The organism is Maritimibacter dapengensis (genome assembly GCF_019218265.1).
GTDB classification, from domain to species: domain Bacteria; phylum Pseudomonadota; class Alphaproteobacteria; order Rhodobacterales; family Rhodobacteraceae; genus Maritimibacter; species Maritimibacter dapengensis.
On sequence record NZ_JAHUZE010000001.1, the window covers coordinates 978107 to 1004872 of the forward strand.

The 26766-nt window shown below is 64.4% G+C and carries 30 protein-coding genes; 24 read left to right on the forward strand and 6 right to left on the reverse strand.

Features of this window, described 5'->3' with window-relative positions; genetic code table 11:
• Positions 1-57: 57 nt before the first annotated feature.
• Positions 58-744 (forward strand): thiamine diphosphokinase, encoded by a 687-nt coding sequence (locus KJP28_RS04920; RefSeq protein ID WP_218391112.1) that lies wholly within the window; start codon positions 58-60, stop codon positions 742-744.
• 155 nt (positions 745-899) lie between these two features.
• Here the strand turns inward: KJP28_RS04920 and KJP28_RS04925 are convergent, their stop codons facing one another.
• Entirely contained in the window at positions 900-1253 is a 354-nt protein-coding gene (locus tag KJP28_RS04925; RefSeq protein ID WP_218391114.1) for a YbaN family protein, read from the reverse strand.
• Between the two features lie 258 nt (positions 1254-1511).
• Here KJP28_RS04925 and rpiA point away from each other — a divergent pair, with 258 nt between their 5' ends.
• Positions 1512-2294 carry a ribose-5-phosphate isomerase RpiA gene (gene rpiA / locus KJP28_RS04930; RefSeq protein ID WP_218391117.1) on the forward strand — a complete coding sequence of 261 codons (783 nt, stop codon included), beginning with the start codon at positions 1512-1514 and terminating at the stop codon, positions 2292-2294.
• A 21-nt stretch (positions 2295-2315) separates the two neighbouring features.
• Here the strand turns inward: rpiA and KJP28_RS04935 are convergent, their stop codons facing one another.
• Positions 2316-3956, reverse strand: coding sequence for a BCCT family transporter (locus tag KJP28_RS04935; protein WP_218391121.1), 1641 nt, complete (start codon positions 3954-3956; stop codon positions 2316-2318).
• 198 nt (positions 3957-4154) lie between these two features.
• On the opposite strand from KJP28_RS04935, the gene KJP28_RS04940 reads away from it, so the two are divergent.
• The 5 genes from KJP28_RS04940 to hflC all read left to right on the forward strand — a co-directional run bounded on the left by KJP28_RS04940 (position 4155) and on the right by hflC (position 9652).
• Entirely contained in the window at positions 4155-4829 is a 675-nt protein-coding gene (locus KJP28_RS04940) for a hypothetical protein (RefSeq protein ID WP_218391124.1), read from the forward strand.
• Complete coding sequence (locus tag KJP28_RS04945) at positions 4829-5854, forward strand: hypothetical protein (RefSeq protein ID WP_218391126.1); 1026 nt, start codon at positions 4829-4831, stop codon at positions 5852-5854. Before KJP28_RS04940 ends, KJP28_RS04945 begins: the two co-directional genes overlap by 1 nt.
• Positions 5855-5969: 115 nt before the next feature.
• Positions 5970-7331, forward strand: a complete 1362-nt coding sequence (gor, locus tag KJP28_RS04950; protein ID WP_218391127.1) for a glutathione-disulfide reductase — start codon at positions 5970-5972, stop codon at positions 7329-7331.
• 87 nt (positions 7332-7418) lie between these two features.
• Entirely contained in the window at positions 7419-8600 is a 1182-nt protein-coding gene (hflK, locus tag KJP28_RS04955; RefSeq protein WP_218391128.1) for an FtsH protease activity modulator HflK, read from the forward strand.
• Entirely contained in the window at positions 8600-9652 is a 1053-nt protein-coding gene (hflC, locus tag KJP28_RS04960; protein ID WP_218391129.1) for a protease modulator HflC, read from the forward strand. Before hflK ends, hflC begins: the two co-directional genes overlap by 1 nt.
• A gap of 97 nt (positions 9653-9749) precedes the next feature.
• On the opposite strand, the gene KJP28_RS04965 is transcribed toward hflC, so the two are convergent.
• The gene (locus tag KJP28_RS04965; protein ID WP_218391131.1) at positions 9750-10268 is read right to left on the reverse strand and encodes an SRPBCC family protein; all 519 of its coding nucleotides are present in this window, start codon (positions 10266-10268) and stop codon (positions 9750-9752) included.
• Entirely contained in the window at positions 10261-10605 is a 345-nt protein-coding gene (locus KJP28_RS04970) for an ArsR/SmtB family transcription factor (protein ID WP_218391133.1), read from the reverse strand. Before KJP28_RS04970 ends, KJP28_RS04965 begins: the two co-directional genes overlap by 8 nt.
• Before the next feature lie 142 nt (positions 10606-10747).
• Between KJP28_RS04970 and KJP28_RS04975 the strand changes: the two genes are divergently transcribed.
• Positions 10748-12286 carry a Do family serine endopeptidase gene (locus tag KJP28_RS04975; protein WP_218391135.1) on the forward strand — a complete coding sequence of 513 codons (1539 nt, stop codon included), beginning with the start codon at positions 10748-10750 and terminating at the stop codon, positions 12284-12286.
• An 84-nt stretch (positions 12287-12370) separates the two neighbouring features.
• Here KJP28_RS04975 and KJP28_RS04980 read toward each other — a convergent pair whose 3' ends face one another.
• A complete protein-coding gene (locus KJP28_RS04980; protein ID WP_218391138.1) occupies positions 12371-12562 on the reverse strand; it encodes a YjiS-like domain-containing protein in 192 nt (63 codons plus the stop codon).
• A 274-nt stretch (positions 12563-12836) separates the two neighbouring features.
• Between KJP28_RS04980 and ruvC the strand changes: the two genes are divergently transcribed.
• The 5 genes from ruvC to KJP28_RS05005 all read left to right on the forward strand — a co-directional run bounded on the left by ruvC (position 12837) and on the right by KJP28_RS05005 (position 16727).
• Positions 12837-13373, forward strand: coding sequence for a crossover junction endodeoxyribonuclease RuvC (gene ruvC / locus KJP28_RS04985; protein ID WP_218391141.1), 537 nt, complete (start codon positions 12837-12839; stop codon positions 13371-13373).
• On the forward strand, positions 13370-14035 hold the full coding sequence (gene ruvA / locus KJP28_RS04990) for a Holliday junction branch migration protein RuvA (protein ID WP_218391144.1): 666 nt from the start codon (positions 13370-13372) through the stop codon (positions 14033-14035). Before ruvC ends, ruvA begins: the two co-directional genes overlap by 4 nt.
• A gap of 70 nt (positions 14036-14105) precedes the next feature.
• Positions 14106-14486 carry a hypothetical protein gene (locus KJP28_RS04995; RefSeq protein WP_218391148.1) on the forward strand — a complete coding sequence of 127 codons (381 nt, stop codon included), beginning with the start codon at positions 14106-14108 and terminating at the stop codon, positions 14484-14486.
• Position 14487: 1 nt separating this feature from the next.
• Positions 14488-15516, forward strand: coding sequence for a Holliday junction branch migration DNA helicase RuvB (ruvB, locus tag KJP28_RS05000; protein WP_218391151.1), 1029 nt, complete (start codon positions 14488-14490; stop codon positions 15514-15516).
• 47 nt (positions 15517-15563) lie between these two features.
• On the forward strand, positions 15564-16727 hold the full coding sequence (locus KJP28_RS05005; RefSeq protein ID WP_218391153.1) for a M20 aminoacylase family protein: 1164 nt from the start codon (positions 15564-15566) through the stop codon (positions 16725-16727).
• Positions 16728-16990: 263 nt separating this feature from the next.
• Here KJP28_RS05005 and moaA read toward each other — a convergent pair whose 3' ends face one another.
• Positions 16991-18001 (reverse strand): GTP 3',8-cyclase MoaA, encoded by a 1011-nt coding sequence (gene moaA / locus KJP28_RS05010; RefSeq protein WP_218391700.1) that lies wholly within the window; start codon positions 17999-18001, stop codon positions 16991-16993.
• A gap of 82 nt (positions 18002-18083) precedes the next feature.
• Between moaA and KJP28_RS05015 the strand changes: the two genes are divergently transcribed.
• The 11 genes from KJP28_RS05015 to tilS all read left to right on the forward strand — a co-directional run bounded on the left by KJP28_RS05015 (position 18084) and on the right by tilS (position 26709).
• Positions 18084-18542 carry a D-galactarate dehydratase gene (locus KJP28_RS05015; RefSeq protein ID WP_218391156.1) on the forward strand — a complete coding sequence of 153 codons (459 nt, stop codon included), beginning with the start codon at positions 18084-18086 and terminating at the stop codon, positions 18540-18542.
• Positions 18543-18620: 78 nt separating this feature from the next.
• Entirely contained in the window at positions 18621-19256 is a 636-nt protein-coding gene (locus tag KJP28_RS05020) for a DUF2927 domain-containing protein (RefSeq protein ID WP_218391159.1), read from the forward strand.
• Positions 19256-19801, forward strand: a complete 546-nt coding sequence (thpR, locus tag KJP28_RS05025) for an RNA 2',3'-cyclic phosphodiesterase (RefSeq protein WP_218391162.1) — start codon at positions 19256-19258, stop codon at positions 19799-19801. Before KJP28_RS05020 ends, thpR begins: the two co-directional genes overlap by 1 nt.
• Positions 19802-19827: 26 nt before the next feature.
• Positions 19828-20217, forward strand: coding sequence for a tol-pal system-associated acyl-CoA thioesterase (gene ybgC, locus KJP28_RS05030; RefSeq protein WP_218391163.1), 390 nt, complete (start codon positions 19828-19830; stop codon positions 20215-20217).
• 122 nt (positions 20218-20339) lie between these two features.
• Positions 20340-21035 (forward strand): protein TolQ, encoded by a 696-nt coding sequence (gene tolQ, locus KJP28_RS05035; RefSeq protein ID WP_218391164.1) that lies wholly within the window; start codon positions 20340-20342, stop codon positions 21033-21035.
• Between the two features lies 1 nt (position 21036).
• On the forward strand, positions 21037-21513 hold the full coding sequence (gene tolR, locus KJP28_RS05040; protein WP_255552178.1) for a protein TolR: 477 nt from the start codon (positions 21037-21039) through the stop codon (positions 21511-21513).
• Between the two features lie 9 nt (positions 21514-21522).
• A complete protein-coding gene (locus KJP28_RS05045) occupies positions 21523-22647 on the forward strand; it encodes a hypothetical protein (RefSeq protein WP_218391165.1) in 1125 nt (374 codons plus the stop codon).
• Entirely contained in the window at positions 22644-23978 is a 1335-nt protein-coding gene (gene tolB, locus KJP28_RS05050; RefSeq protein ID WP_218391167.1) for a Tol-Pal system beta propeller repeat protein TolB, read from the forward strand. The genes KJP28_RS05045 and tolB overlap by 4 nt, the downstream gene beginning before the upstream one ends.
• A gap of 74 nt (positions 23979-24052) precedes the next feature.
• Positions 24053-24553 (forward strand): peptidoglycan-associated lipoprotein Pal, encoded by a 501-nt coding sequence (pal, locus tag KJP28_RS05055; RefSeq protein ID WP_218391169.1) that lies wholly within the window; start codon positions 24053-24055, stop codon positions 24551-24553.
• Positions 24554-24595: 42 nt separating this feature from the next.
• Complete coding sequence (gene ybgF, locus KJP28_RS05060) at positions 24596-25447, forward strand: tol-pal system protein YbgF (RefSeq protein ID WP_218391172.1); 852 nt, start codon at positions 24596-24598, stop codon at positions 25445-25447.
• Positions 25444-26709, forward strand: a complete 1266-nt coding sequence (gene tilS / locus KJP28_RS05065) for a tRNA lysidine(34) synthetase TilS (RefSeq protein ID WP_336245301.1) — start codon at positions 25444-25446, stop codon at positions 26707-26709. Before ybgF ends, tilS begins: the two co-directional genes overlap by 4 nt.
• The last annotated feature ends 57 nt before the right edge of the window (positions 26710-26766 follow it).

A 26766-nucleotide genomic window follows, 5' to 3' on the forward strand; every position in this document is an offset into this window, starting at 1 on the left:
ACAAAAGGACGAAAATGGCGGTATTTTTTCGAGACCGAAATGTGGATAGTTTCTGAAATGGACACAATAAAACCTCGAACCGCGCGAATTGAACCTTTTTCGGAAACAGTGACCCTGCTCGGTGGCGGCGAGCTTACGCAGGCGACCGTTTCCGATTTATTGACGCGCGCTCCGAATCTGGTGGCTTGCGATGGCGCGGCGCGGGGCGCGTTGCAAATGGGACTCGTTCCGAAGGCCGTCATTGGAGATATGGACTCCCTCGACGCCGAGACAAGAGCGCAGCTCGACCCCGCGACCCTGCACCAGATCGTCGATCAGGACACGACCGATTTCGACAAGGCCCTGCGCTCGGTCCGGGCGCCATTGATTCTCGGGGCGGGGTTCATGGGGCTGAGGCTGGACCACGAACTGGCGTGCTACAACGCGCTGGTGCGCCACCCGGAGGTGCGCTGCATTCTCGTGGGTGAGCACGACATCTGCTTTCACCTGCCGGGGGGTGTGCCGCTTGTCCTCGACGTGCCGGAGGGATGCCGGGTGTCACTCTTTCCCATGGCCGAACTCGATGTCGCCACGTCGGGGCTCGAATGGTCCTTCGACAAGTTGCGGCTCGCACCTTGGGGGCGGGTGGGAACGTCGAACATCGCGCGGGGGCCCGTACGGATCGAGTCGGATCGCGATGGCCTTCTCGTCATCCTGCCAGGCGACGCGCTCGACGCCGCAATCGCCGCGCTGACGGCGATCTGACCTTCATTGTTCGAAAAATACTTCGGGGTGCGGGGCAGAGCCCCGCGCGCGGCCCTGGCCGCGTCCCCCCGCGGCGCGCCAACAGCGCGGCGCAAACCCTGCGCGCTCCGCCTGCGGGGCTCTCGACCAAACCGCTCGCAGCAGGTCCGGTCGTGTCAGTCGGGGCGTGAGAGCACGAAGGTTGCTGCCCCCAGAAGGCAAAGGCCCTGCACGATCAGCACCCATGTCGCGAGGCCAAGGATAAGCGAAAGGGCGAAAACCGCGGCCATCATGGTCACGGCGAGCATCTTTGACCGCGCGGAGATCGCCCCGCGCTCCTCCCAATCCCGGATCGGTGGGCCCAGATGCGCGTGATCGACAAGCCACGCGCGTGCCCGCGGGCTCGCCTTGCCGAAGGCGTAGGCGGCGACGATCAGGAACACGGTCGTCGGCAAGCCGGGGAGCACAACGCCGATGAGCCCCAGCACCACCGCGCCCCAGCCCAGGATCAGAAACCCGATGCGTGTCATGCGGACGGCCTATGCGATTCGTGTTTCGGATCTGTTGTCATCGGACTGATGCCGACCACGATCGTGCGGCAGGTCGGACTGCGCCTGCGCACCACTGGCGGCATGGTCGCGGCGGCATGTCCATATGGCTGACATCGTCTCATCGCTCAAATCTAGGGTCGCAGGTTGCCTTGTGAAAGGGTGCATTCGCCCCTCGCACCCGGGTCTACCTTTTCGTATAAGTCACAAGAATCTCCCACATGCCGAGGACTCTAAAGAATGACCTCCAATCTTTCTCCCATCGACACCGCGAAATTCGTCGCAGCCAAACGCGCGGTGGAGTTTGTCGAGGACGGCATGCGGGTCGGATTGGGGACCGGATCGACGGCCGCATGGATGGTGCGGTGCCTGGGCGAGCGGGTGCGCGAGGAAGGGCTCAAGGTCTCCGGCGTTCCGACCTCGACGCGCACCGCCGAGCTTGCGCGGCAGGTTGGGATCAAGGTGATCAGCCTCGACGACGCGCGTTGGCTCGACATCACCATCGACGGCGCGGACGAATTCGACGGCGACCTCAACCTGATCAAGGGCGGGGGCGGTGCTCTGCTCCAGGAAAAGATCGTGGCGACCGCATCGGACTTGATGATCGTCATCACCGACCCGTCCAAGAAGGTGGACACGCTCGGGCGGTTCCCGCTCCCGGTCGAGGTGATCCCGTTCGGCTGGCAGACGACCAAGGCGCTGGTCGAGGAAACGCTGGCCTCGCTCGACGTGCTGGGACAGCAGGCGAGCTTGCGAATGAACGGCGAGGCGCCGTTCGTGACCGACGAAGGCAATCATATCATCGACTTGCACCTGCAACGCATCGGCAATGCGCGCCAGATGTCGATGGTGTTGAACCAGATCCCCGGCGTGGTCGAGAACGGGCTGTTCATCGACATCTGCGACAAGGTGGTGATCGGGCATCAGGATGGCCGGGTCGAAGTCGAGGACATCAACGACGGCAGCCATGAAGAGGGCACGATCGAGTTCGCTGACGCCGAGAACCTGTTCCTCGATATCTGATCCCGTTCGATTGCTGGACTGTCATTCGGCCGGGGTGGTGTCCTCCTCCGGGTGGAAAGCTTCGAGTTCGGGCCGCGTGCCGATGTTGATATGCTCGATCTCTTCCTGCGACAGACCCCGCATGATGGACGGGATCATCAGCGTGACCAGCACGAAGATCGGGAGGCCGACCACGGTGATGACTTCCTGCAACGCGGTCAGGCCGGCATCTCCCGCCAGGATAATGAGCATCGCTGCGACCAGTCCTTCCGCCGCGCCCCAGAACACCCGCTGGTGAACCGGGCCGGGGCTGGATTTCCCGGTGCAGAGCATGTCGACCACCAGCGAGGCAGAGTCCGACGACGTGGCGAAGAAGATCGCCACGATGACCACCGCGAAGCCCTGGATGAAAGTGGCAAAGGGGAAGTTCTCGAGAAAGGCGAACATGGCAAGCGGCACGCTTTCGGCGACCGCGTCGCTGATCGAGCCGACGCCCGCGCCCATCGCCTCGCGCGCCGCCAGCCCGAGGCCGTCGAATTCCATCGCCTGCCAGCCGAAGATCGAGAACCAGATCAGCGTGAAGAGCGAGGGCGCGAGGAGCACGCCGAAAACGAACTCCCGGATCGTCCGCCCGCGCGAGATGCGGGCCACGAACAGGCCGATGAAGGGCGACCATGTCACGGTCCACGCCCAGTAGAACACGGTCCACGACCCCTGCCAGCCCCATTCGTCGGTCGACGGATTCCCGTTCGCCAGCATGTCGTTCCAGAAGGCGAAGCGCGGGAGGTTGCCGAAGTACAGCCCGAAAGTTTCGACAATGCCGCGCAGGAGGAACAGCGTGGAGCCGAAGACGAGGACGAAGACCATCAGCGCAACGGCCATGCCGATGTTGATGTTCGACAGGAATTTCACACCCTTGTCCAGGCCGACGACGATCGACGTGATCGCCACGCCGGTCAGGACGGTCAGGATGGCGACCTGCACGCCGGGGCCGTCACCGGTCGAGAAGAGCGCGTCCAGCCCTGCCGCGATCTGGCTCGATCCGAGGCCCAGCGACACGGCGACGCCGAACAGCGTGCCGAGGATCGACGCGATGTCGATCGCCTTGCCGACGGGGCCGTAGATACCGTCACGCAGCAGCGGGTAGAACACCGAGGAGACGCGGACGGGAAGTTCGTAGCGGTTGATGAAATAGGCGAAGGCGAGGCCGGGGAGGGTGAAGATGGTCCACGTGTGCAGGCCCAGATGGTAGATCGAGATCGACATGGCATCCTGCGCCGCCTGCTCGGAAAACGGCTCCACGCCCTGAATCGGCGGGGACGAGAAATGGCTGATCGGTTCGGCGACACCCCAGAACATGAGCACCGTGCCGATCCCGCCCGCAAACAGCATCGTGAACCACGACAGGTTCCCGTATTCGGGCCGTGAGCCTTTTCGACCCAACCGGATGTGCCCATGACGCGACATCGCGACCCAGATGAGGAACCCGAGCCATAGGTTCACACCGAATATGAAAAACCAGCCCAGATTGGTTACGATCCACGCCCGACCCGCCGCGAAGGCCGCGCCGATCCGGTCGGGAAACAGAACGAGAGCGAGAACGAAGACCAGAGTGAAACCGGCGGAGATGAAAAATATAGTCGGGTCAGTCCGAAGTCCGAGCCGCTTCGCGAGTTGTTCCATGACTGACCCCCAAATACTTGTGATTGCGGTGTGAACGCGTGAGCCGGGCTGATGTTCCGAAATCTATCTTTAAGATGTGGATTGCGGGATTGCCTCCTCATACTCATGCGCCAGCGAATGAAGCGCGAAAAATAATCGTGGACAGCAAAGGGGCCCCAATCTAGCTTCGTCTGCAATATTGCTAATAAAGGTTCTAAATTGGGCGCGATCGAAGCGGAACTCGCCGTATTGGATTGGCGAGAGAAGGAATTATCGGAAATTACATCGCAGGTCGTCGATGCTTTGCCGCGATTGAAGCAGGACTTAAATGACCTCGCTATGGCAGCGGGAAAAGCAAACCTCGTCGTTAAAACGCCCAAATTGGGCAGGGACGTCGACAAGATCGTTGCGGAATGGTCTCAGGCTGAATTACAGGTTGCGCTCGGGCGCGCGCGTGTGGATCTCGAAGTCGTCATAAAAAGCGATACTTTCGACGTGGTGCGGTCGGGCGGGATGAAAGAGGATTTGCTTTCCGCGTTTCCTGCTTTGGCGGGCGTCGGAATGATCGGCGCTTCTCTTGCGGCCGTTCCGGCATTGGTCGCTTATGCGACGATCACGACAACGACGCTTTTGGTATTCACAACAAGTTCGATCAGTTGGCCAATACTCGGTATCGGAGCTGTCGTGCTTGGCGGAACGGCATTAGCAGGCGGGAAGTCGATTGATCGTACGATTTCAAAACGCCGGGAGGCTTTGGCAGCAAGTCTTGAAGCACTTGCAGACGAGAATGTGCTGGGTATCGGAAAGGCGCCTAACGCGGATTGTATTTTGAGCCGAATTCAGGCGGCCGTCCTCAGGGAGGCTGAAGCAATTATAAGAGAGGAAATGGTTTAATGTATTTGCGGGCGTTGCCACCCGAACTGATCGACGGCGTAGGTAGTGGTGCGTTCAAGGTCGCCGGATCGATCATCAAGAATACGTCGAACGGGCAGATTGTAGGTCACCTTCAGGAAACCGGTGCGATGGATATTGTATTGAAGGGGGCTACCGGTGTCGCGACGGGAAACCCGCTGGCTATGGCGGATACGGCTGCCGGGGTAGGCACCTTGGTTCAGAATGAGCAGATCAAGGCGCGGCTCACTGAAGTTCAGTCGTCGCTTTCACTGGTTCAGGGCATGCAAGTTGCGAATCTCGCGGTGGCTGGATTGGGAATTGGAGTTTCGATCGCTGGATTTGCCCTGATGCTCAAGAAGATGAAAGGTATCGAGACCCAGATCCGGGATATCGACTCGAAAATCGAGGCCGTGACAGACGAACGTCGCAATGATGAACTTCAGACCGTAATGAGTGATATACGGAATGACTTGACGATAGTGGATACGCTACCCAGCAGGAAGAACAAAGCCACTGCCGCGGAAACCGCACAACGCGAGCTCGCTCGTTCTGCTGGTCGGCTCGAAGGGGTGTTCAGGCGCGACGTTGAGGCCATGGAACGAAACCATGCGACGCGCGAGGGTATCGAGCGCCTGTGGAACGTCAGCTCGATGATCCGCCTATGCCACGAGGCGGGGCAGCGGGCGTTGTTTACGATCGACGATGTGAAACTTGCGGCTGAATATTCGGAACGTCAGGCCGAGAGCCTGCTTCGACTGGCAGAAGGCGTCAGTGCCGACGCTTTGACGCGGTCATATGCAGCTGCTGGCGGCTCGGCAGACGATTTCGTAGCTCGGCGTGCGGATATCCTTCCTGCCAGTGCGGCACTTCACAAAGCTCTGACCGGCAGCGTCACCGCTATCACGGCCCAGGCCGATCTCGCACGGCGACTCGATGAGAGCGGCGCAAAGGGTAGTCTGTACCTCAAAGAGTTGGATGAGGAGACGAGAGAACCTTTGTTGTTTCTCCCGGCGACGGCCGAATAGACACAACCGGTCTTGTGGACCCGAGATGGCGCGGCGCCCCCGCGCGCAGACCCCCGCTGGTATGTCCGGGTGATCTATGGAATATCCGCAGGGACGCGTTTCCAAGGAGTTCCCCATGAGCGATTTCGACTATGACCTCTTTGTCATCGGTGGCGGGTCCGGCGGTGTGCGTGCGGGCCGGGTGGCGGCGGAGAACGGGGCCAAGGTCGCGCTGGCCGAGGAGTTCCGCATGGGCGGGACCTGCGTGATCCGGGGCTGCGTGCCGAAGAAGCTCATGGTCTTCGCCTCCAAGTTCGGTCCGATGACCGCCGAGGCACGGGATTTCGGGTGGGAGATGGAGGACGGCACGTTCGACTGGCTCACGTTTCGCCCGAAGCTGCATCAGGAACTGACCCGGCTCGAGAATATCTACCGCACCAATCTCGCGCGGCCCGGAACCGACATTTTCGATGCGCGGGCCAGTGTGAAGGATGCCCACACGGTCGAGTTGTCGAACGGGCGAAGCTACACCGCCAAGCACATCCTCGTGGCCACGGGCGGGCGGCCGTTCATTCCCGACATTCCGGGATGCGAGCTTGGCATCACCTCGAACGAGATATTCAACCTCGATCACCTGCCCAAGAAGATCCTGATTGTTGGCGGTGGCTATATCGCCTGCGAATTTGCTTGCATCCTCAATGGGTTGGGCGTCGATGTGACGCTGTGGCATCGGGGGCCGCAGGTGCTGCGCGGGTTCGATGACGAGGTGCGGGGCCATATTTCTGAACTCATGGTCGAGCAGGGGATCGACGTGCGCGTCGGAGTGACGCCTTCGGATGTGGAGCGGCGGGACGACGGGCGCCTGCGGGTCAACGGGTCGGACGATCACCACGTCACCGTGAACGAGGTGCTCTGGGCGACCGGGCGCAAGCCGAATTCCGACGACATAGGGCTTGAAGAGGTCGGCGTGGAGCTCGATCGCAATGGTGCGGTCAAGGTAGACGACTACAGCCAGACCGCCGTGCCGTCGATCTTCGCGGTCGGGGACGTGACAGACCGGATCGCTCTGACCCCGGTCGCTATCCGCGAGGGGGCGGCTTTCGTGGAAACCGTGTTCAAAGGCAACCCGACCAAGCCAGATCACGAACTTGTTGCCTCGGCCGTGTTCACCCAGCCGGAATACGGCACCGTCGGCATGACCGAGGAAGAAGCGCGCGAGAAAGAGAAGATCGACGTCTACTGCGCCGCTTTCCGCCCGATGCAGAAAAGCTTCATCGACCGGACCGAAAAGGCGTTGTTCAAGCTGATCGTGAGCCAGAAGAGCCAGAAGGTGTTGGGGGTTCACATCGTGGCGGACGGGGCCGGCGAAATGATCCAGCTCGCCGCCGTGGCGGTAAAGATGGGTGCGACCAAGGCCGATTTCGATGCTGCCGTCGCCGTGCATCCGACCATGGCCGAGGAAATCGTGCTGATGAAAACCCCGACCCGCGCGGATTGACGCGGGGTGTCAGGGCCGAAACCGGGTTGAAATTAACCGCCTGGACCGCCACTTAGGTCCGGACAGTCTTTGGAGGATTTGACACATATGGCCAGCGATAGCGGCGGGCCCTGGGGCGGCGGCGGTGGAAACCGCGGCGGTCAGGGCGGAAACGACGACCGTAACAATGGACAGCGCGGCAATGGTGGCCGCCGTCCGGGGCAAGGGCAGGGGCAAGGCGTTCCCGAGATCGACGACCTGATGCGGCGCGGGCAGGAGCAGCTTCGCGTGCTCATGGGCGGCAGGGGCAACCGGGGCACGAACGGCTCCGGCGGCGATGACGGCCCGAGCGGCCCCCGTTTCACGCGCGGGACGATCGGGATCGTGGTGATCGCGGCGGTTCTGCTCTGGCTTTTTGCGAGCTTCTACCGCGTCGATACCTCCGAACAATCGGTCGAGCTTCTGTTCGGTGAACGCTATCAGGTCGGGACCGAGGGTCTGAACTTCGCGCCCTGGCCGGTCGTGACCAAGGAAATCTATCCCGTCACCCGTGAAAACACCGAGGACATCGGTGTCGGCCTCGACGAAGGCCTGATGCTCACCGGTGATGAGAACATCGTCGATATCGACTATCAGGTGGTCTGGAACATCGGCGATGTCGAGAAATTCGTGTTCAACGTGGCCGAGCCGGTCAACACGATCCGTGCGGTGTCGGAATCGGCCATGCGCGAAATCATCTCGCGCTCGTCGCTTGCGCCGATCCTGAACCGTGACCGGGGCATCATCGCGCAAGAGCTTCAGGAACTGATCCAGTCGACGCTCGACAGCTACCAATCCGGCGTGAACATCGTGCGTGTCAACTTCGACCGCGCCGACCCGCCGCGTGAGGTCATCGACAGCTTCCGCGAAGTGCAGGCGGCCGAGCAGACGCGCGATACGCTGCAATCGCAGGCCGACGCCTATGCCAACCGCGTGGTCGCCGAGGCCCGTGGTGAAGCGGCGCAGGTTCTTGAAGAGGCCGAAGCCTACCGTGCCCAGGTCATCAACGAAGCCGAAGGTGAGGCGCAGCGCTTTATCTCGGTCTACGACGAATACGCCAAGGCGCCGGAGGTGACGCGAAAGCGTCTTTACCTCGAAACGCTCGAGCGCGTGCTGGGTGACGTGGACAAGATCATCATCGACGAAGGCGCCGAAGGTGGCGGACAGGGCGTCGTGCCTTACCTGCCACTCAATGAATTGCGACGCAGTTCCACGGCCACGTCCACAAGTCCTTCGGGAGGGTCGAACTGATGCGCCGTTCCTACATTCTCATCGCCATCGTCGCGGTTCTCGTGCTGGTTGGCCTGAATTCCTATTACATCGTGGACGAACGCGAGAAAGCGCTGCGCCTCTGGTTCGGCGAAGTCACCGCCGAAATCCGCGAGCCGGGGCTCTACTTCAAGGTGCCGGTGCTGCACGAGATCGCGAAATACGACGATCGTATTCTGCCGCTCGACACCGAGCCGCTGGAGGTGACGCCGCTCGACGATCGCCGGCTCGTGGTGGACGCTTTCGCACGGTGGCGCATTTCGGATGCCACGCAGTTCCGGCGCGCCGTGGGGGCGTCGGGGATCGCGGGGGCGCGTCAGCGTCTTGAGCGGATCCTCAACGCCGAGCTTCGCGAAGTGCTGGGTGGCGTGCCGTCCGATGCGGTACTGTCGGTGGATCGTGTCGCGTTGATGAACGCGATCCGTGACCAGTCGCGCGACGAGGCCGCGGGCCTTGGCGTGCAGATCATCGACGTGCGGATCAAACGCGCCGACCTGCCCGAGCAGAACCTCGAAGCCACCTTCGAGCGGATGCGGGCCGAGCGTCAGCGGGAAGCGGCGGACGAAATCGCACGTGGTAACGAAGCCGCGCAGCGGGTTCGGGCGCAGGCCGACCGGACGGTGGTGGAAACCACCTCGGAGGCGCGCAAGCAGGCCGACATCATCCGTGGTGAGGCCGATGCCGAACGCAACGCGATCTTCGCGAACGCCTTTGGCCGTGACCCGGAGTTCTTCGCCTTCTACCGCTCCATGAGCGCATACGAGCGGTCGCTCAGAGGCGAAAACTCGACGCTGGTCATCGCACCGGACAGCGAGTTCTTCGAATATCTGAAGGCCGATAGCGGTGTCGATCTGCGCGGGGCACAGCCGCTGGGTCAGCAAGGTGCCGGAGCGGGTGCAGGGCAAGGGCAAAACGCCCCCGCGGAAGGCGCGGCGGACGCGACCACGCCCGAGAGCGACGCGTCCGAGGCACCTGATGACGCCGGAGCGGAAAGCGACGCGAGCGCGGAGCCGGAGACCGACACGGTCAACTGATCGTCGCGCGTTTCGCGCAACGGACCTGAACGACGAAACGCCCCCGCAGAACCTGCGGGGGCGTTTTCTTTTCGGTCGCGCGTTACTTCGTTTGGGATCAGCCGGAGGCGCGCAAACCGGCTGCCAGTTTCGCGACGTGGTCTGCGAACTTGTCCCATGTCTGCGCGCCGTATTCGACCGCGCCGAAGCCCACGACGATCTTGCGGCGTTCCGCCGTCGGGTGCATCTGCCGCAGGGTGAGCGCGGTCTTGCCGTTGTCCTGTTCGTCGAAGGTCACGAGCATCCGGAATGCGTCAGGGTCCGCCTCGGCATCGGTGCCGTGGATGAATTCGATCACCCGCGACGGCTCGACACGCAGGAAATCCATCCGGTTGGAGAAGACCGTTCCATCCGGCGCGATCATGTCGAAGCGCCAGACACCGCCTTCGCGGATGTCGATCTCGTAGGTCTTGAGCTGGAAGCCGGCGGGCCCGAACCATTGCACGATCTGTTCGGGATCGGTCCAGGCGCGAAAGGCGAGGTCGCGGTCCGCATCGACGACGCGGGCCATGACGACCTCGCGGTCCAGCGGCCATGACGACCACGGCGACACCGATTTCTGTTTCTCGTCAGTCATCTGAGCTCTCCTTCTTCATCTTGTGGATATGGGTTTCGAAGCGGTCCATTCGGGCCTCCCACTCACGCCGGGCGGTGGCCATCCAATCTTCGGCGTCCCGCAAGGCGCCGGCGTTCAGGGCGCAGACCCGGCTGCGCCCCTCGCGCCAGGATACGATCAGCCCGGCATTTTCGAGCACACCGAGATGCTGGGTGAACGATGGTAACGCCATGTCGAACGGGCGCGCGAGGTCCGAGACCGTGGCGTTGCCCTGGCTGAGCGCGCGCACCACGGCGCACCGGGTCGGATCGGCGAGCGCGTGGAAGGTGGAATCGACGGCGTGCGGTTTGTTAGGCATAGGCCTAAGTGTGCCGCGGATGAATAGTTAGGTCAATACCTAAGTATAGAGCGCAAATTGGCCCCGCTGTAACCGCGAAATTACGCCATCGTGACAACACGGCAGAAGGATTGCGTTGCAACATCTCTCTCCTACCTGAATGATGGATGCGACGAGACATCATCCGTCCAAGGTCATCGACCCGACAAAGGAGTCCCCCGTGAAGGCGCAGGCGCAGAGTGCAACCCGACCGAACCCGAAACTGATCGCGACGTTCTTCGTCGCCCTTGCCACTTTCGTGCTGGCTTTCGCGAGCTTCGCGCAGGCCCAGACGCGGCCTACGAGTTTCGCCGACCTTGCCGAACAGGTCAGCCCATCAGTGGTGAACATCACGACCGCGACCGTGGTCAGCCAGGATACGGGCCCCACGCCCATGGTGCCCGAAGGCTCTCCGTTCGAAGACTTTTTCCGCGATTTCCTCGACCGCAACGGTGAAGGCAACCAGCCGCGCTCGCGCCGGTCTTCGGCGCTTGGGTCGGGCTTCGTGATTTCGGAAGACGGCTACATCGTCACCAACAACCACGTCATCGAAGGCGCAGACGAGGTGGTGATCGAATTCTACGGCAACCGGGGCGAGCTCGAGGCCACCGTGATCGGGACCGACCCGAACACCGACATCGCCTTGCTGAAAGTCGATACGGACGAGCCGCTGCCTTACGTGAATTTCGGCGACTCGGATGCGATCCGGGTGGGCGACTGGGTCATGGCGATGGGCAACCCGCTGGGTCAGGGCTTTTCGATCTCGGCAGGGATCATCTCTGCCCGGGGCCGCGAGTTGCAGGGCACCTATGACGACTTCCTGCAAACCGACGCGGCGATCAACAGGGGCAACTCCGGCGGGCCGCTCTTCAACATGCAGGGTGACGTGGTGGGTGTGAACACAGCGATCCTGTCGCCCAACGGCGGCTCGATCGGCATCGGCTTCGCGATGGCTTCGAACGTCGTGACCAAGGTGGTCGACCAGCTTCAGGAATTCGGGGAAACCCGGCGCGGGTGGCTCGGCGTGCGTATTCAGGACGTGACCGAGGACGTCGCCGAAGCGATGGGGCTGGAAGAAGCGCGCGGAGCGCTTGTCACGGACGTGCCGGAAGGCCCGGCGATGGAAGCGGGCATGGAATCGGGCGACCTGATTCTCAGCTTCGCCGGTGAAGACGTCGCCAATACCCGTGAGCTCGTCCGCATCGTCGGAAATTCCGGCGTGGGCGAGACCGTGCGTGTCGTCATCATGCGGGATGGCCAGACCCAGACGCTTCGCGTCGTCCTGGGCCGGCGCGAAGATGCGCTCGCTTCGGACGAGAGCGACGAAACCACGCCGGACGACGTGGTGCCGGAAGCCACCGAGAAAACGGTTCTGGGCCTCACGCTGTCGGAAATGACCGAGGAACTGCGCGGCGAGCTCGGGCTCGACGCAGGTGCCGAGGGGCTGGTCGTGGTGGATGTGGACGCCTCGTCCGAGGCCGCCGCGAAAGGGCTTGCCGCAGGGGACGTGATCACCGAGGCCGGTCAGGAACGGCTGACCACGATCGCCGATCTTGAAGAGCGGATCGAGGCGACGCGGGATGGCGGGCGCCAATCGCTCCTGTTGCTCGTGCGCAGGGGCGGCGACCCGCGCTTCGTGGCGCTGCCGGTCGGAGAGGAATAGGCCCTAACAAGCAAAAGCCCCGCGCGACACGCGGGGCTTTTCGTTTGCGGCCCCCCAACCGGGTGGCCGTTTTCCTTTGCAGGCTCAGTGCGCCCGCGTGATATCCCAACGGGTCATGCCGATATCGTCGAGTTGCGCGTCCGACAGGCCTTCGAGAATACGGCGCGTGCGCCGTTCCATGCGCATCCGGCGGAGGGTGGTTACGAGGTTCGAAATCGCGCGCAAGGTGTGAGACCCGGGACGTGCCGTGTCGAACATGATGCTGCTCATCGTCATTTTTGTGCTCCATGCCCATTTTTCGGGCAGTTTGTGAATGATCCTGCGCCCCAGATAGGCCCGCGCGCACGGCGGCACAATTGCAGTTTCTGCATGGCGTCGGGGCGGGCCCTGCATGGCTCAGCGCCAAGACAGGAAAGCGCGCGCCGGGTCGGCGACCGCTTTGCCGCGCGGTCAGTCCGCGCGGCCAGGCCGCCGCGGTCCCAAGTTTTTCCTTTCGAGATGTTCGCGTTTCGTGCTAATTGATCTCAAAAGAGAACAAAAGGGCAGTGACATGCGGATACTGGGGATCGACCCGGGGCTGAGGAACCTCGGCTGGGGCGTGATTGACACGGACGGGAACCGGATGAGCCATGTCGCCAACGGCGTGTGCCATGGCGATGGCGATACGCTGTCCGAGCGTCTTTTGGCGATCCACAAGGCGTTGACCGCGGTGTTCGCGCTTTACGAACCGGACGCGGCGGCGATCGAACAGACCTTCGTGAACAAGGACGGGGCGGGCACGCTCAAACTCGGGCAGGCGCGCGGTGTCGCGCTTCTGGTCCCGGCGCAGGCGGGGCTGCCGGTGGGCGAATATGCCCCCAACACGATCAAGAAGACCGTGGTCGGGGTCGGCCATGCCGACAAGCGGCAGGTGGATCACATGGTGCGCCTGCAACTTCCCGGCGCGCGGATCGAAAGCCCGGATGCCGCCGATGCGCTCGCCATCGCGCTTTGCCATGCCTATCTCGGTCGGTCGGGCGATCGGCTGGCCCATGCCGTTGGGCGCGCGATGGTCGGTGAGGCAAGGGTGAAGCGGGGCGTGGCATGATCGGGAAGCTCTCGGGCCGGGTCGATTACAAGGGCGACGACCATGTGCTGATCGACGTGCGCGGCGTCGGCTATCTCGTCCATGTCTCGGAACGAACGCTCGCGAGCCTGCCCGGACCGGGCGAGGCGGTGGCGCTTTATACCGACATGATCGTGCGCGAGGACCTGATGCAGCTTCACGGCTTCACCTCGCTGGTCGAGAAGGAGTGGTTCCGGCTGCTCATGTCGATCCAGGGCGTGGGCGCGAAGGCCGCGACCGCGATCCTCGGCACGCTGGGGCCGGACGGGGTGAGCCGCGCCATCGCGCTGGGTGATTGGAACGCGATCAAGGCCGCCAAGGGTATCGGCCCCAAGACCGCGCAGCGCGTGACGATGGAGTTGAAGGACAAGGCCCCGACCGTCATGGCGATGGGCGCAGGGCAGTCGGTGGCGCAGGGCTTGCCCGACGATGGCGAAGTGATCGAACCCGCCGCTCCGGTTGCAGCGCCGGCCATGGCACCTTCGCACAATGCCCAGCCCGAAGCGCTTTCGGCGCTGGCCAATCTCGGCTATGCGCCCGGCGAGGCGGCGAGCGCGGTGGCGACGGCCTTGGGGGACGATCCCGACCTCGACACCTCCGGGCTGATCCGAGCGGCCTTGAAGCTGCTCGCGCCGAAGGGGTAGGGAGGTCGTGTCGCTCATCCAGCCGCTGGCTGTCTTCGCGGCGAGACCGAGCCGAAGGGGCGCGAAAGGCATGACCGCACGACATTGGCAGACCCTGATCGCGATCCCGTTCCTCGTACTGGGTGGCTGGTCGCTGGTTTCGCCCGGTACGGTGCAACTGGTGGCGTTCCGGCCCGAGGTGCAACTGGACGCACGCATCTTGAACGTGGCGCTCGGGGCCTTCGGCGCACAGGCCCTGCTTTCCGCGCTCTTCATCCTGACCAGCCGTTTCACGCGGTGGAGCTTTCTGGGTTTCGCCGTCGCGCTGCTCCCGTTCTTTGTCTTCAATTACTGGTTTCTCTATGTCGAACCGCTGTTCTCGGCGGGGATGCTGATCGACTTCGTCGCGAACCTCGCCATGCTCATTGCCTGCGGCTTCGGCTGGCGCGCGGCGAAGCGGGAAGGGTTGTGACGTGACCGAACCCGATCCCACCCTTCGCCCCGAGGCGCAGCCCGAAGACGTGGACCGCGCGTTGCGGCCGCAGACGCTGGGCGATTTCATCGGTCAGGCCGAGGCGCGGGCGAATCTCCGGGTCTTCATAGAAAGCGCGAAACGCCGGGGCGAGGCGATGGACCACGCTCTGTTTCATGGCCCCCCCGGTCTGGGCAAGACCACGCTGGCGCAGATCATGGCGCGCGAGCTGGGCGTCAATTTCCGCATGACCTCCGGCCCGGTGCTGGCCAAGGCGGGCGATATTGCGGCGATCCTGACCAACCTCGAAGATCGGGACGTTCTCTTCATCGACGAGATCCACCGGCTCAATCCGGCGGTGGAGGAAGTGCTCTACCCGGCGATGGAGGATTTCGAACTGGACCTCGTGATCGGCGAGGGACCGGCGGCGCGTACGGTGCGCATCGAATTGCAGCCCTTTACGCTGGTGGGTGCCACCACGCGTCTCGGGCTCTTGACGACACCCTTGCGCGACCGGTTCGGCATTCCGACCCGGCTGCAATTCTACACGGTCGAGGAACTGCATACGATCGTCACCAAGAACGCCGTGAAACTTGGCGCGCCCGCGGATGACGACGGCGCGCTCGAGATCGCGCGCCGGGCGCGCGGCACGCCGCGGATTGCGGGGCGGCTGCTGCGTCGCGTCGTGGACTTCGCCGTCGTCGAGGGCGATGGGACCATCACGCGCGAGATCGCGGACATGGCGCTCACGAGGCTCGGCGTCGACAACCTCGGGCTCGATGGAGCGGATCGCCGGTATCTCACCCTCATGGCAGAGCATTACCAGGGCGGCCCGGTGGGGATCGAAACGCTGGCCGCCGCGCTGTCGGAAAGCCGCGACGCGCTGGAGGAGGTGATCGAGCCGTTCCTCTTGCAGCAGGGTCTGATCCAGCGCACCCCGCGTGGCCGGATGCTGGGGCAGAAGGCCTGGACGCACCTGGGCCTCGCGGCCCCGAAAGCGCCCGGACAAGGCATGCTCTTCGAGGATTGACGCCGCCCCGCAAGCCTCCCACCTATGGGTGAGACGAAAGGATCATCATGCCCATCAAGAACCGCTTTGCCGAGCTGCACGGCGAAATCGCCGCGTGGCGTCGAGATATCCACGCCAACCCCGAGCTTCTGTTCGACACGCACCGCACCTCGGCGCTGGTCGCCGACAAGCTGCGCGCTTTCGGCTGTGACGAAGTGGTGGAAGGCATCGGGCGCACCGGGCTCGTCGCGGTCATCAAGGGCCGGGAACCGGGCAGTCGCACCATCGGGTTGCGCGCCGACATGGATGCGCTCCCGATCCGGGAGGCGACGGGGCTGGATTACGCGAGCCAGGCGGACGGAAAGATGCATGCCTGCGGGCATGACGGCCATACCGCGATGCTCCTCGGAGCCGCGCAATACCTCGCCGAAACCCGCAATTTCGCCGGCACCTGCGTGGTGATCTTCCAGCCCGCCGAAGAAGGCGGCGGAGGCGGCCGCGAGATGGTCGAGGACGGGATGATGGAGCGGTTCGCGATCGACGAGGTCTACGGCATGCACAACTGGCCGGGCATTCCGGTCGGTGAATTTGCGATCCGTGAAGGCGGGTTCTTCGCCGCGACCGATCAGTTCGATCTGGTGATCGAGGGCAAGGGCGGCCATGCGGCGAAGCCCCATGAGGGCATCGACCCCACCGTCGTCTCGGCGCAGGTCGTGCTCGCCCTTCAGACCATCGCGAGCCGGGGCGTGGACCCGGTGAAGCACGTCGTGGTGTCCGTCACCACGCTCGCGACCGAGGGCGACAGCTACAACGTCATCCCGCAGCGGGTGCGCATGAAAGGCACGATCCGCACGCATGACGCGGATGTGCGGGACTACGCCGCCGCGCGCGTAGAGGAGATTGCGAACGGCATCGCCGCGAGTTACGGCGCGAAGGCTGATTTCACCTATCTCCCCGGCTACCCGGTGATGGTGAACAGCCCGGAACAGACCGCCTTTGCCGCGGACGTGGCCGAGAAGGTCACGGGCAAACCCACGGCGGAGTATGACCCGATCATGGGCGGCGAAGATTTCGCCTATATGCTCGAAGCGCGTCCGGGGGCCTATATCCTTGTCGGCAACGGCGACACCGCGCCGGTGCATCACCCGGAATACAATTTCGAGGATGAGGCGATCCCGGCGGGCTGTAGCTGGTGGGCCGAGATCGTGGAAAGCCGGTTGCCGGTCGGCTGATGCCCGAGTTGCGAAAATGTGTGGGCTGACGCACGCGCAGTATTTTGGGTCGAAGAGGCTCAGGCTCACCAAAGGAAGGAAAGACCGTCCTTCGCATCCACCGTCGCCTGATCCTTGGCTGACGGACCCGCGCCCGCCCCGCAACCGAAATAGACGTATCCAACGGAGACTGCGTCTCCGCCGGACCCTCGTCGATTTCCGTTGCGTGTCGTTCCCGTGCCCGCCCTCCCGGTCTCAGGCGACGGCGGCTCCGAAGGAAGGTCTTACCCCCCTGTATGGCTCATATGGCGCGAGACCTGGCCGTCGGGGCGTTGCCGGGAATAGTCGAAATCGTGGCCCTTGGGCTTGTGCGTGATCGCTTCCCGGATCGCGGCGACGAGCGGTTCGTCGCTGTCGGGGTGGGCGCGGAGCGGTTCGCGCAGGTCGGCGCGGTCCTCTTGCCCGAGGCACATGTAAAGTTCGCCCGTGCAGGTCAGGCGAACCCGGTTGCAGCTTTCGCAGAAATTATGGGTGAGCGGCGTGATGAAACCGATCTTCTGCCCTGTCTCCTCGAGCCGCACGTAGCGGGCGGGGCCACCTGTGCGCTCGGCCAGCGGCGTGAGCGTGTAGCGGGTGGCGAGTTGATCGCGCAGGTCGGTCAGTGGCCAGTATTGGTCGAGCCGGTCCTCGTTCCCGATGTCGCCCATCGGCATGACTTCGATCCAGGTCAGGTCCATGTCGCGCGCGGCACACCATTCGGTGAGATCGAACAATTCGACATCGTTGAAGTTCTTCAGCGCGACCGCGTTGATCTTCACCCGAAGTCCCGCGCTCTGCGCCGCGTCGATGCCGCGCTTGACCTTGTCCAGATCGCCGCGCCGGGTGATGTCGGTGAATTTCTGGCTGTCCAGCGTATCGAGCGAGATGTTCACCCGGCGCACGCCGCAGGCTGCAAGATCGCCCGCGAACCGTTCAAGCTGCGAGCCGTTCGTGGTCAGGGTCAGCTCGTCGAGCGCACCGGTTTCCAGATGCCGCGACATGGCGCGGAAATATTCCATGATGTCGCGGCGCACGAGCGGTTCGCCCCCCGTGATACGCAACTTTCTCACGCCCAGCCCGATGAAGGCCGACGACACGCGGTCGAGTTCCTCGAGCGACAGAAGCTCTTTCTTGGGCAGGAACGTCATGTTCTCGGCCATGCAATAGGTGCAGCGGAAATCGCAGCGGTCCGTGACCGACAACCGAAGATAGGTGATCGGGCGTTGGAACGGGTCTATGAGCGGCGCGTCGGACATGGGCAGAACGTAATGTCGCACCGGGCGTGGGGCAAGCGGATTGGTGATGGACGCAAGCGCCGGTTGCACATAGCCTGACCCCATGAAACGCCTTTTGATCATTGCCTTGCTGGGGTTGAGCGCCTGTGCGGAGAACCCGTTTCGAGCGCAAGCTGACGAAACCGTGACTGTCGGCGCGCCGATGAGCGCGATGGCCCCGCCGCCACCGCCCAATGCCACGACAGAAGAAAGCTTCGACACGACCAGTGAGGAGGATCGCGTTGCGGCAGCGGCTGTCGATACCGGCGGGGGCGAGCGCGGGCTGGGCACGACCATCGCCACGCTCGGGTCGCCGACCGAACCGGGGTTCTGGCTTGAAACGCCGCTCGTGACCGCAGTGACGCAAGGCCGGGTGGTGGCCAAGAACGGCAAGTCGGCGAATCTGGAGCTTCGGCCCATTGACGGGCCTGCCACGGCGGGGAGCCGCATTTCGCTTCCCGCGCTTCGGATTCTCGAGGTCGGGCTGGCGGGGCTTCACGAAGTCTCGGTCTTTGCGAAATAGCACCGTCGCGGCCACGGGGTCCGGTCTTGCGGGGCGTGGCATCGCAGGCTAGGCAGCGTCCGCGTGAAAGGAGCCGCCATGACACAGGACGTGACGCCCGAAACCATCGAATCCCTGTTCACCCGGCCCGAAGGCTATCGTTTCGCGCGCTGGGGCCGCCCCATCGCGCCGGTCGTCTTCGGGGTCGAAGACGCGGCCCTTGGCGTGGTCAAGGGCGCGATCGAGGCGGTGGTGGCGCTGGCAGGGCATCAGATGGCCGAGACCGACCCGGAACTGGGCGCGAACCTGATGGTGTTCTTCTTTCGCGACTGGTCCGAGCTTCTGGATGTGCCGGACCTCGACCGGCTGATCCCGGATCTCGGTGCGCTCGTTCCCCGGCTGGAGTCTGGCGGCGCGGTGCAATATCGCACGTTCCGGTTCGATGATGCCGGGGCGATCAAGGCGGCTTTCGTGTTTCTACGCATGGGGGGCGGAATGGAGGATCTGTCCGCCGACACGCTCGCGCTCACGCAGGCCGTGCAGGTCATGCTGACCTGGGGCGAGGGCGCGTTTTCCGAGACCTCGCCGCTTGCGCTTCATCCCGACACCGGGGCGGCAATCCTGCGGCCCGAAATCGCGGCGGTGATCCGGGCGGCCTATGACCCGGCGATGCCGGTGGCCGCCGACGACCCGTCCCATGCGCTCAGGCTGTTTGCGCGGGTGCAGGCGGGCTGATGCGGGCCTTCGTTGCGCTAGACCTGCCTGAGGCGTTGATCCGCCCCGTAACGGCTTTGCAGGCGGGGCTGGCCGCCGGGCGGCATACGCCGGAGGAGAACCTGCACCTGACGCTTGCGTTCCTTGGTGACATTTCGCAGGGGCAGGCGGGCGCGGTGGCCGAGGCGCTGATGGAGCTGAAGGCGCCCGCGGTGCCGCTTCGGCTGGCGGGCGTCGATGTTCCGGGAGGCAAATCGCCGAACCTGCTCTGGATCGGTGCCGACCCCGATCCGGCGCTGATCCACCTGCAAACCAAGATCGAAACGCTGGTGCGTCAGGCCGGTGTCACGCTGGAGCGCCGCCGCTTCCGCCCGCACGTAACGCTCGCCCGGTTCGGAAATGGCCTGACCACCCGCGAGCAACGCGAAATCGGCGCGTTCCTGGCGCTCAACGGTGCGGCGCGGCTGGACGAGGCGAAGGCGGATACTGTGACGCTCTATGAAAGCCATCTGCGCGAAGACGGCGCGCTCTACCTGCCTCTGGCAGAAGCGGAATTGACCGATTAGGGTCCGGCGCAAACCATGAGGACCAGATGACCCACAACTTCCCCGTTCATGTCTATTACGAGGACACCGACCTCGCGGGCATCGTGTATTATGCCAATTACCTCAAGTTCATCGAGCGGGCGCGGACCGAATGGGTGCGGGGGTTGGGGATCGACCAGTCGCGCCTCAAGGAGGACGAGGGGATCGTGTTCGCGGTGCGGCATCTGGAAGCGGATTACCTCAGCCCGGCGCGGTTCGACGACGAGTTGACGGTCGAGACAACGATGACCTCGATGACGGGCGTGCGGATCGTCTTGCAGCAGGAGGTCAAGCGCGCGGGCGACCTGCTTTTCGCCGCCTCCGTGACGCTCGTCGCGCTGAACGAGGCCGGGCTTCCCGCGCGTTTACCGGCAAATATTCGCCAAAACCTCCACTGAGCTCCGGCTTTTTGCCGCGAACACGCGGTTTTGTTGGCCTTTAGGGTTCATATCCGCTACCGTTCGCGCAATAGAGCCGTCCGATAGAGATGGCCGACCAAGGCAGGTATGCGGGGCATATTATGGAACAGGAAACCCTGGCGCTGGCGGGGGAGTTGGATTTCTCCTTCTGGGCGCTTTTCTTTCGCGCAACTCTGATCGTGAAGCTGGTGATGATCATGCTCATCGCCGCGTCCTTCTATTGTTGGGCGATCATCGTGACCAAGCTGATGCAATATCGTCGGGCGCGCCGCGAAGCGGCGGCGTTCGATCAGGCGTTCTGGTCGGGTGAGCCGCTCGACGAGCTTTACGACCAGATCGGAGCCAACCCTTCGTCGTCGCCGGAGCGGGTCTTTTCGGCCGGAATGCTGGAATGGCGGCGTTCGCACCGGGCCGACGGCGGTCTGATCGCGGGCGGGCAGAGCCGGATCGACCGCTCGATGGACGTGGCCATCGCGAAAGAGGCCGAGCAACTCAACAACCGGCTGGGGTTCCTCGCCACCACCGCGTCGTCGGCGCCCTTCATCGGGCTCTTCGGCACGGTCTGGGGCATCATGCATACCTTCACCGAGATCGCGCAGCAGCAGAACACCACGCTGGCCGTGGTCGCGCCGGGGATTTCCGAGGCGCTTCTGGCCACCGGGCTTGGTCTTCTGGCCGCTATTCCGGCGCTGATCTTCTACAACAAGCTCACCGGCGACAGCGACAACATCGTCGCGGGGTGGGAGAGCTTCGCGGACGAATTCGCCACCATCCTCAGCCGCCAGTTGGACAGCTGACATGGCCGGGTCCGTCGCAACATCCGCCAAGCCGCGTGCGCGGCGCGGGCGTCGTCGTGGCAAGCACCGCGCGATGATGGCCGAGATCAACATCACGCCCTTCGTGGACGTGATGCTCGTGCTTCTGATCATCTTCATGGTGGCCGCGCCGCTCATGACCGTGGGCATCGACATCGAAATGCCCGAGACGGCGGCGAACCCGCTGCCGTCGGTCGAGGAAGAACCGCTCACCGTGTCGATCTCTGCTGATGGGAGCGTGGCGATCATGACCACCGAGATCGACCGCAACGATCTGATCCCGCGCCTTCAGGCGATCATGACCGAACGCACGGACGACAAGATCTTCCTGCGCGGCGATGGGCGCGTGCCGTATGAGCAGGTCGCGCAGATCATCGGCGCGCTCAATGCCGCCGGGTTCAACAATCTCGGTCTCGTGACGGATACCGGCGGGCCAGCTTTGGACGGACAGTCCGAATAGGGGCGATCGGTGAAACGCGGCTTCTATATCTCGGGGATCGGACACGGCCTCCTGATGCTGTGGCTACTCTTCGGCGGCTTCATCGAGCGCCGGTCGGAGGAGCCGCCGCTTCCGGCGGCCGATATTTCCGTGATTTCCGCCGAGGATTTCGCGGCCCTGACCGCGCCGGAGCCGGGCACGCCCGAGCCGGAGCCCGATGCCGCGCCGATAGAAGCGCCGACGCCGCCCGCGCGTCCCGAGCCGGAGCCAGAGCCTGAACCCGCGCCTGAGCCGGAGCCCGAACCCGCGCCTGAACCCGAGCCGCAGCCCGAACCCATCCCGGAGCCCGAACCCGCGCCCGAGCCGGAGCCCAGCCCCGAGCCACCCGCGCCCGATCCGGGCACGCCCGATGCCGACATGACCTCGGACACGCCGACGCCGCCGGACGCGGACAGGGTCGGGAGCGAAGTCATCACCCCGCCGGAGGAGCCCGCCGAGGTTGCGCCGGAGCCGCAGGAAAGCGTGTCGGAGAGTGAAGACCCGGACGTGCAGCCCGCCGAGGAGCAGGACGCCGCTCAACCCGAAGCGCAGACGACCGAGATCGTGACCGAGGCCGAGACGCCATCGGCCGCGCCCGAAACTTCGGTGCGCCCGCGCTCTCGACCCAGCCGCCCGGAGCCGCCCGCCGAGCCGGTCCAGACGGCGGAACCCGACCCCGCGCCGGCCGAAGAACCCGCGCAGACGAGCGATCCTGTCGAAGATGCGGTGAACGATGCGCTCGCTGATGCGTTGGACACCCCGGAGCCGGGTGCGGGCGAGACCCAGGCCCCGCTGGGACCGCCGCTCACGTCGGGTGAGCGCGACGGGCTCAGGGTGGCGGTGAGTCAATGCTGGAACCTCGGGTCCACCTCGACGGATGCGATGGCCACGACGGTCGTCGTAATGGTGCAGATGGCCCCCGATGGTCGTCCGCAGGGGATCGAACTGGTCTCCTCGGACGGCCCGAACCAGGGTGCGACGCAAACCGCCTTCCAAGCGGCGCGTCGTGCTATCATTCGGTGCGGAGCCAGTGGCTATAATCTGCCGAGTGAGAAATACGAACAATGGCGCGAGATTGAAATGACGTTCAATCCAGAGAATATGAGGCTGCGATGAAATTGAAGAAACTGCTTGCTCTCGGACTGGCGTTGCTCGCCCCGTCCCTTGCCCCGCTCACGGCCACCGCCCAGGACGGCGGGCCGCTGCGTATCGAAATCACCGAAGGTGTGATCGAGCCTCTGCCGTTCGCGGTTCCGACCTTTCAGGCCGAAACCGGCTCGGCCGCGCCATATGCCGACGAGATCACGCGCGTGATCGCGGCGGACCTCTCGGGCACGGGGCTATTCCGGGAAATCCCGTCCTCGGCCTTCGTCTCCAACGTGACGAATTTCGCCGCGCCCGTGCAATTCGCGGACTGGAAGGCGATCAATTCGCAGGCGCTCATCACCGGGGCGGTCGCCGAGAACGGCGGGCAGATCACCGTCAAGTTCCGCGTCTATGACGTCTTCTCCGGGACGGAACTGGGGCAGGGGCTTCAATATACCGGCACGGTCGACGGCATCCGCCGGATCGCGCACCAGGTGGCCGACACGGTCTATTCGCGGATCACGGGCGAAAGCGGCTATTTCGACAGCCGTGTGATCTATGTCTCCGAAAGCGGGCCGAAGAACGCCCGGCGCAAGCGTCTGGCGATCATGGATTACGACGGCGCCAACGTGAAGTACCTCACCGACAGCGAGTCGCTCGTGCTGGCGCCCCGTTTCTCGAAGGATGGGAGCCGCGTGCTCTACACGTCTTATGAGACAGGCCAGCCGCAGATCTACGTGCTCGACGTGGCTTCGGCCAATCGTCAGTCGCTTGGCACCGGTGGCGGCAACATGGCGTTCAGCCCGCGGTTCTCGCCGGATGGAACGTCGATCATCTTCTCGCTCGAGCAGGGCGGCAACTCGGACATTTACCGGATGGGGGTGAACGGCGGTGCGCCGCAGCAATTGACGAACTCACCCGCGATCGAAACCGCGCCCAGCTTCTCGCCGGACGGGTCGCGCATCGTATTCGAGTCGGATCGGTCGGGCACCCAGCAGCTCTACGTCATGTCCGCGAGCGGCGGCGAAGCACAACGGATCAGCTTCGGCCCCGGTCGCTACGGCACGCCGGTCTGGTCCCCGCGCGGCGATCTCGTCGCTTTCACCAAACAGAACGCGGGGCGGTTCCATATCGGCGTCATGCGCACCGACGGGTCCGAAGAGCGGCTGCTCACGGCGTCGTTTCTTGACGAAGGCCCCACTTGGTCGCCAAACGGGCGTGTGATCATGTTCACCCGAGAAAGCCAGGGCGAGGCCGGCGCACCGGCGCTCTATTCGGTGGACATTTCCGGGCGCAACCTTCGCCGGGTGCCGACACCCGATGGCGGCTCGGACCCGTCGTGGGGGCCGCTCCAGAACTGAAGGCGCATACATTTCGGTCCGCCGGGTGAGCGCGGACCTTGCAACGAAAACAAAGAGAGACAGGAAGAAGACCCATGAAAAAGATCACGATTGCAGCTTTGCTCATCGGCGCGGTGGCGCTGTCGGCCTGCTCGAACAACCGGTTCAACGGGGCAGGCGACGACGCCGCTTCGGCAGCAGGCATGGCCGGCTCGGCCTCGGATCCGAACTCGCCCGCTTACTTCAACCAGACCATCGGCGACCGCGTGCTCTTTGCCGTGGACCAGTCCACGCTTTCGACCGAAGCCGAAGCCGTGCTGACGCAGCAGGCGACGTGGCTTGGCAACAACCCGGCCTATTCCGCGATCATCGAAGGCCACGCCGACGAGCAGGGCACCCGCGAATACAACGTCGCGCTTGGTGCGCGTCGCGCCAGCGCCGTTCAAGGTTTCCTGATCGAACGTGGCGTTGCGCCCAACCGTCTGAAAACCGTAAGCTACGGCAAGGAACGCCCGCTGGCGATCTGTTCGGAAGAAAGCTGCTATGCGCAGAACCGGCGCGCCGTCACGGTGCTTGCCGCAGGTGCAGGCACGTAAGGACCGAACGGACCCCGACCCGGGCCAGACAAGGAGCATGCGATGAGTGTGTGGTTGAGAACGGCTGCGCTTGCGGCGATGTGCGGGCTGTCCGCCCCGGCGATGGCGCAGGATCGTGGCCAGACGCTTGCCGACGTGCGGCAGGAGCTTACGGTTCTGAGTGTCGAGCTGCAACGGCTCAAGACCGAGCTGAACACGACCGGCTCGCCGAGCGGCGTCACCGGGTCGACCACTCGCGAGCGCGTGGATGCGATCGAAGCGGCACTGGCACGTCTGACCGCCAAGACAGAGGAGCTCGAATTCCGGGTGAACTCGGTGGCCACGGATGGCGGGAACCGTGTGGGCGACCTGTCGTTCCGGCTCTGCGAGCTCGAGGCCGATTGCGACGTGATGAACGAGGGCATCTCGAAACCGCTGGGCGGGGTCGAGGCTTTGCCCGACACGGCAGCTTCGGGCGGCATGACGACGCCACAGGTCACGCCGCAGGAACCGACCGACGGCACCCAGCTCGCCGTCGGCGAACGGGCCGATTTCGATGCGGCCAAGGCGGCGTTCGATGGCGGCAACTACGCTCAGGCCGCCGAAGGGTTCCAATCCTTCGTCAGCAATTACCCCGGCACGCCGATGGCGGGGCAGGCGCATTTCCTGCGCGGTGAGGCGCTGGCCGCACAAGGCCAGACGGCAGATGCCGCGCGTGCCTATCTCGCATCGTTCTCGGCGGATCAGTCCGGGGGCTCCGCGCCCGACGCGCTCTTGCGTCTCGGCACGTCGCTCGGCGCGCTTGGGCAGGCGAACGAAGCCTGCGCGACGCTCGCCGAAGTGCCCAACCGTTTCCCAAGCTCCAACGCGGCGGCTCAGGCCGCGAATGAACGCGCGGCGCTCGGCTGCCAGTGACGCCCGAGGCGCGGCTCGACGACGCGCTGCGCAAGGCGCGGGAGCGGGACCCGTTCGACTGTCTTTGCGTCGCGGTATCCGGCGGCGGCGATTCCATGGCGCTCCTGCACATGGTCGCGCCTTGGGCGCGCCGCGCGGGCGTGGCTGTCAGGGCCGTGACGGTGGACCACCGCCTGCGCGATGCTTCGGCGGATGAGGCCAAGGCGGTGGCCGCGACCTGCGCGACCCTTGGCCTGCCACATGACACGCTCGTCTGGGAGGAGGCCGGGGGCGCATCCCTCGGCAATCTTCCGGCAGCGGCGCGCGCGGCGCGCTATGACCTGATCGCCGCGAAGATTACCGATGTGCACGGGGAGGCGGCCTGTCCCATCCTCCTTGCCCATACCAGCGACGATGTGGCCGAAACCTTCATGATGCGCATGGCGCGGGGATCTGGCGTGGACGGGCTGGCGCGGATGCGTGACGACTGGCGGGACCGGGGCCAACGCTGGCTGCGCCCGCTTCTGGACGCGTCCCGCGCCGAGTTGCGTGACTGGCTGACCGGGCAGGGGATCGGCTGGATCGAGGACCCCACCAATGATGACCCGCGATACGACAGGGCGCGGATCAGGGCCGGTCTGGCGGACCTCGGCATCGATACCGGACGCATCGCGGAAACCGCACAGCGCATGGCGTCGGCCCGCGACGTGCTGCGCAGACATGCGTTCGAGAAGGCTCAGGGCATCTGCCGGGTCGAGGCGGGCGACGTGCTCATCGACCTTCCGGGCCTCTCCCGGCTGCCCACCGAAACAGAATACCGGTTGCTCACACATGCCCTGCGCTGGGTTTCGACCGCGACATATCGCCCCCGTCAGAAAAGCCTCGTCGAGGCGATCGAGGACATTGCTCGAACCGGCAAGACCACGCTTTCGGGCTGCCTGATGGTTCGCAAAGGCGATGTTCTGCGCATCGTCCGTGAATATGACAAGGTCGGCGACCTGCGAAGCGGGCCCGAGGCGTTGTGGGACAATCGTTGGCGTCTGGACGCCCCGGATGCGCTTGATCTGCAGGGGCTGGAGATCGGGTGCCTGGGGCCCAAGGGACTGAAATCGGTGCCAGATTGGCGCAAGCTCGGCATTCCGCGCGACACGCTGCTGGTCTCACCCGCCGTCTGGCGGGGCGAGACGCTGGTCGCCGCACCCCTGGCCGATCCCACGTCCGGCTGGTCGGCAAAGATTCACCATCCGTGGGGCGATTTCTTCACTTCCATTTTATCGCATTGAACTCGCGGCTTTGATCCCTATTTTATGACACAACCGCGCGAAGGAGGGTCCCGCGCG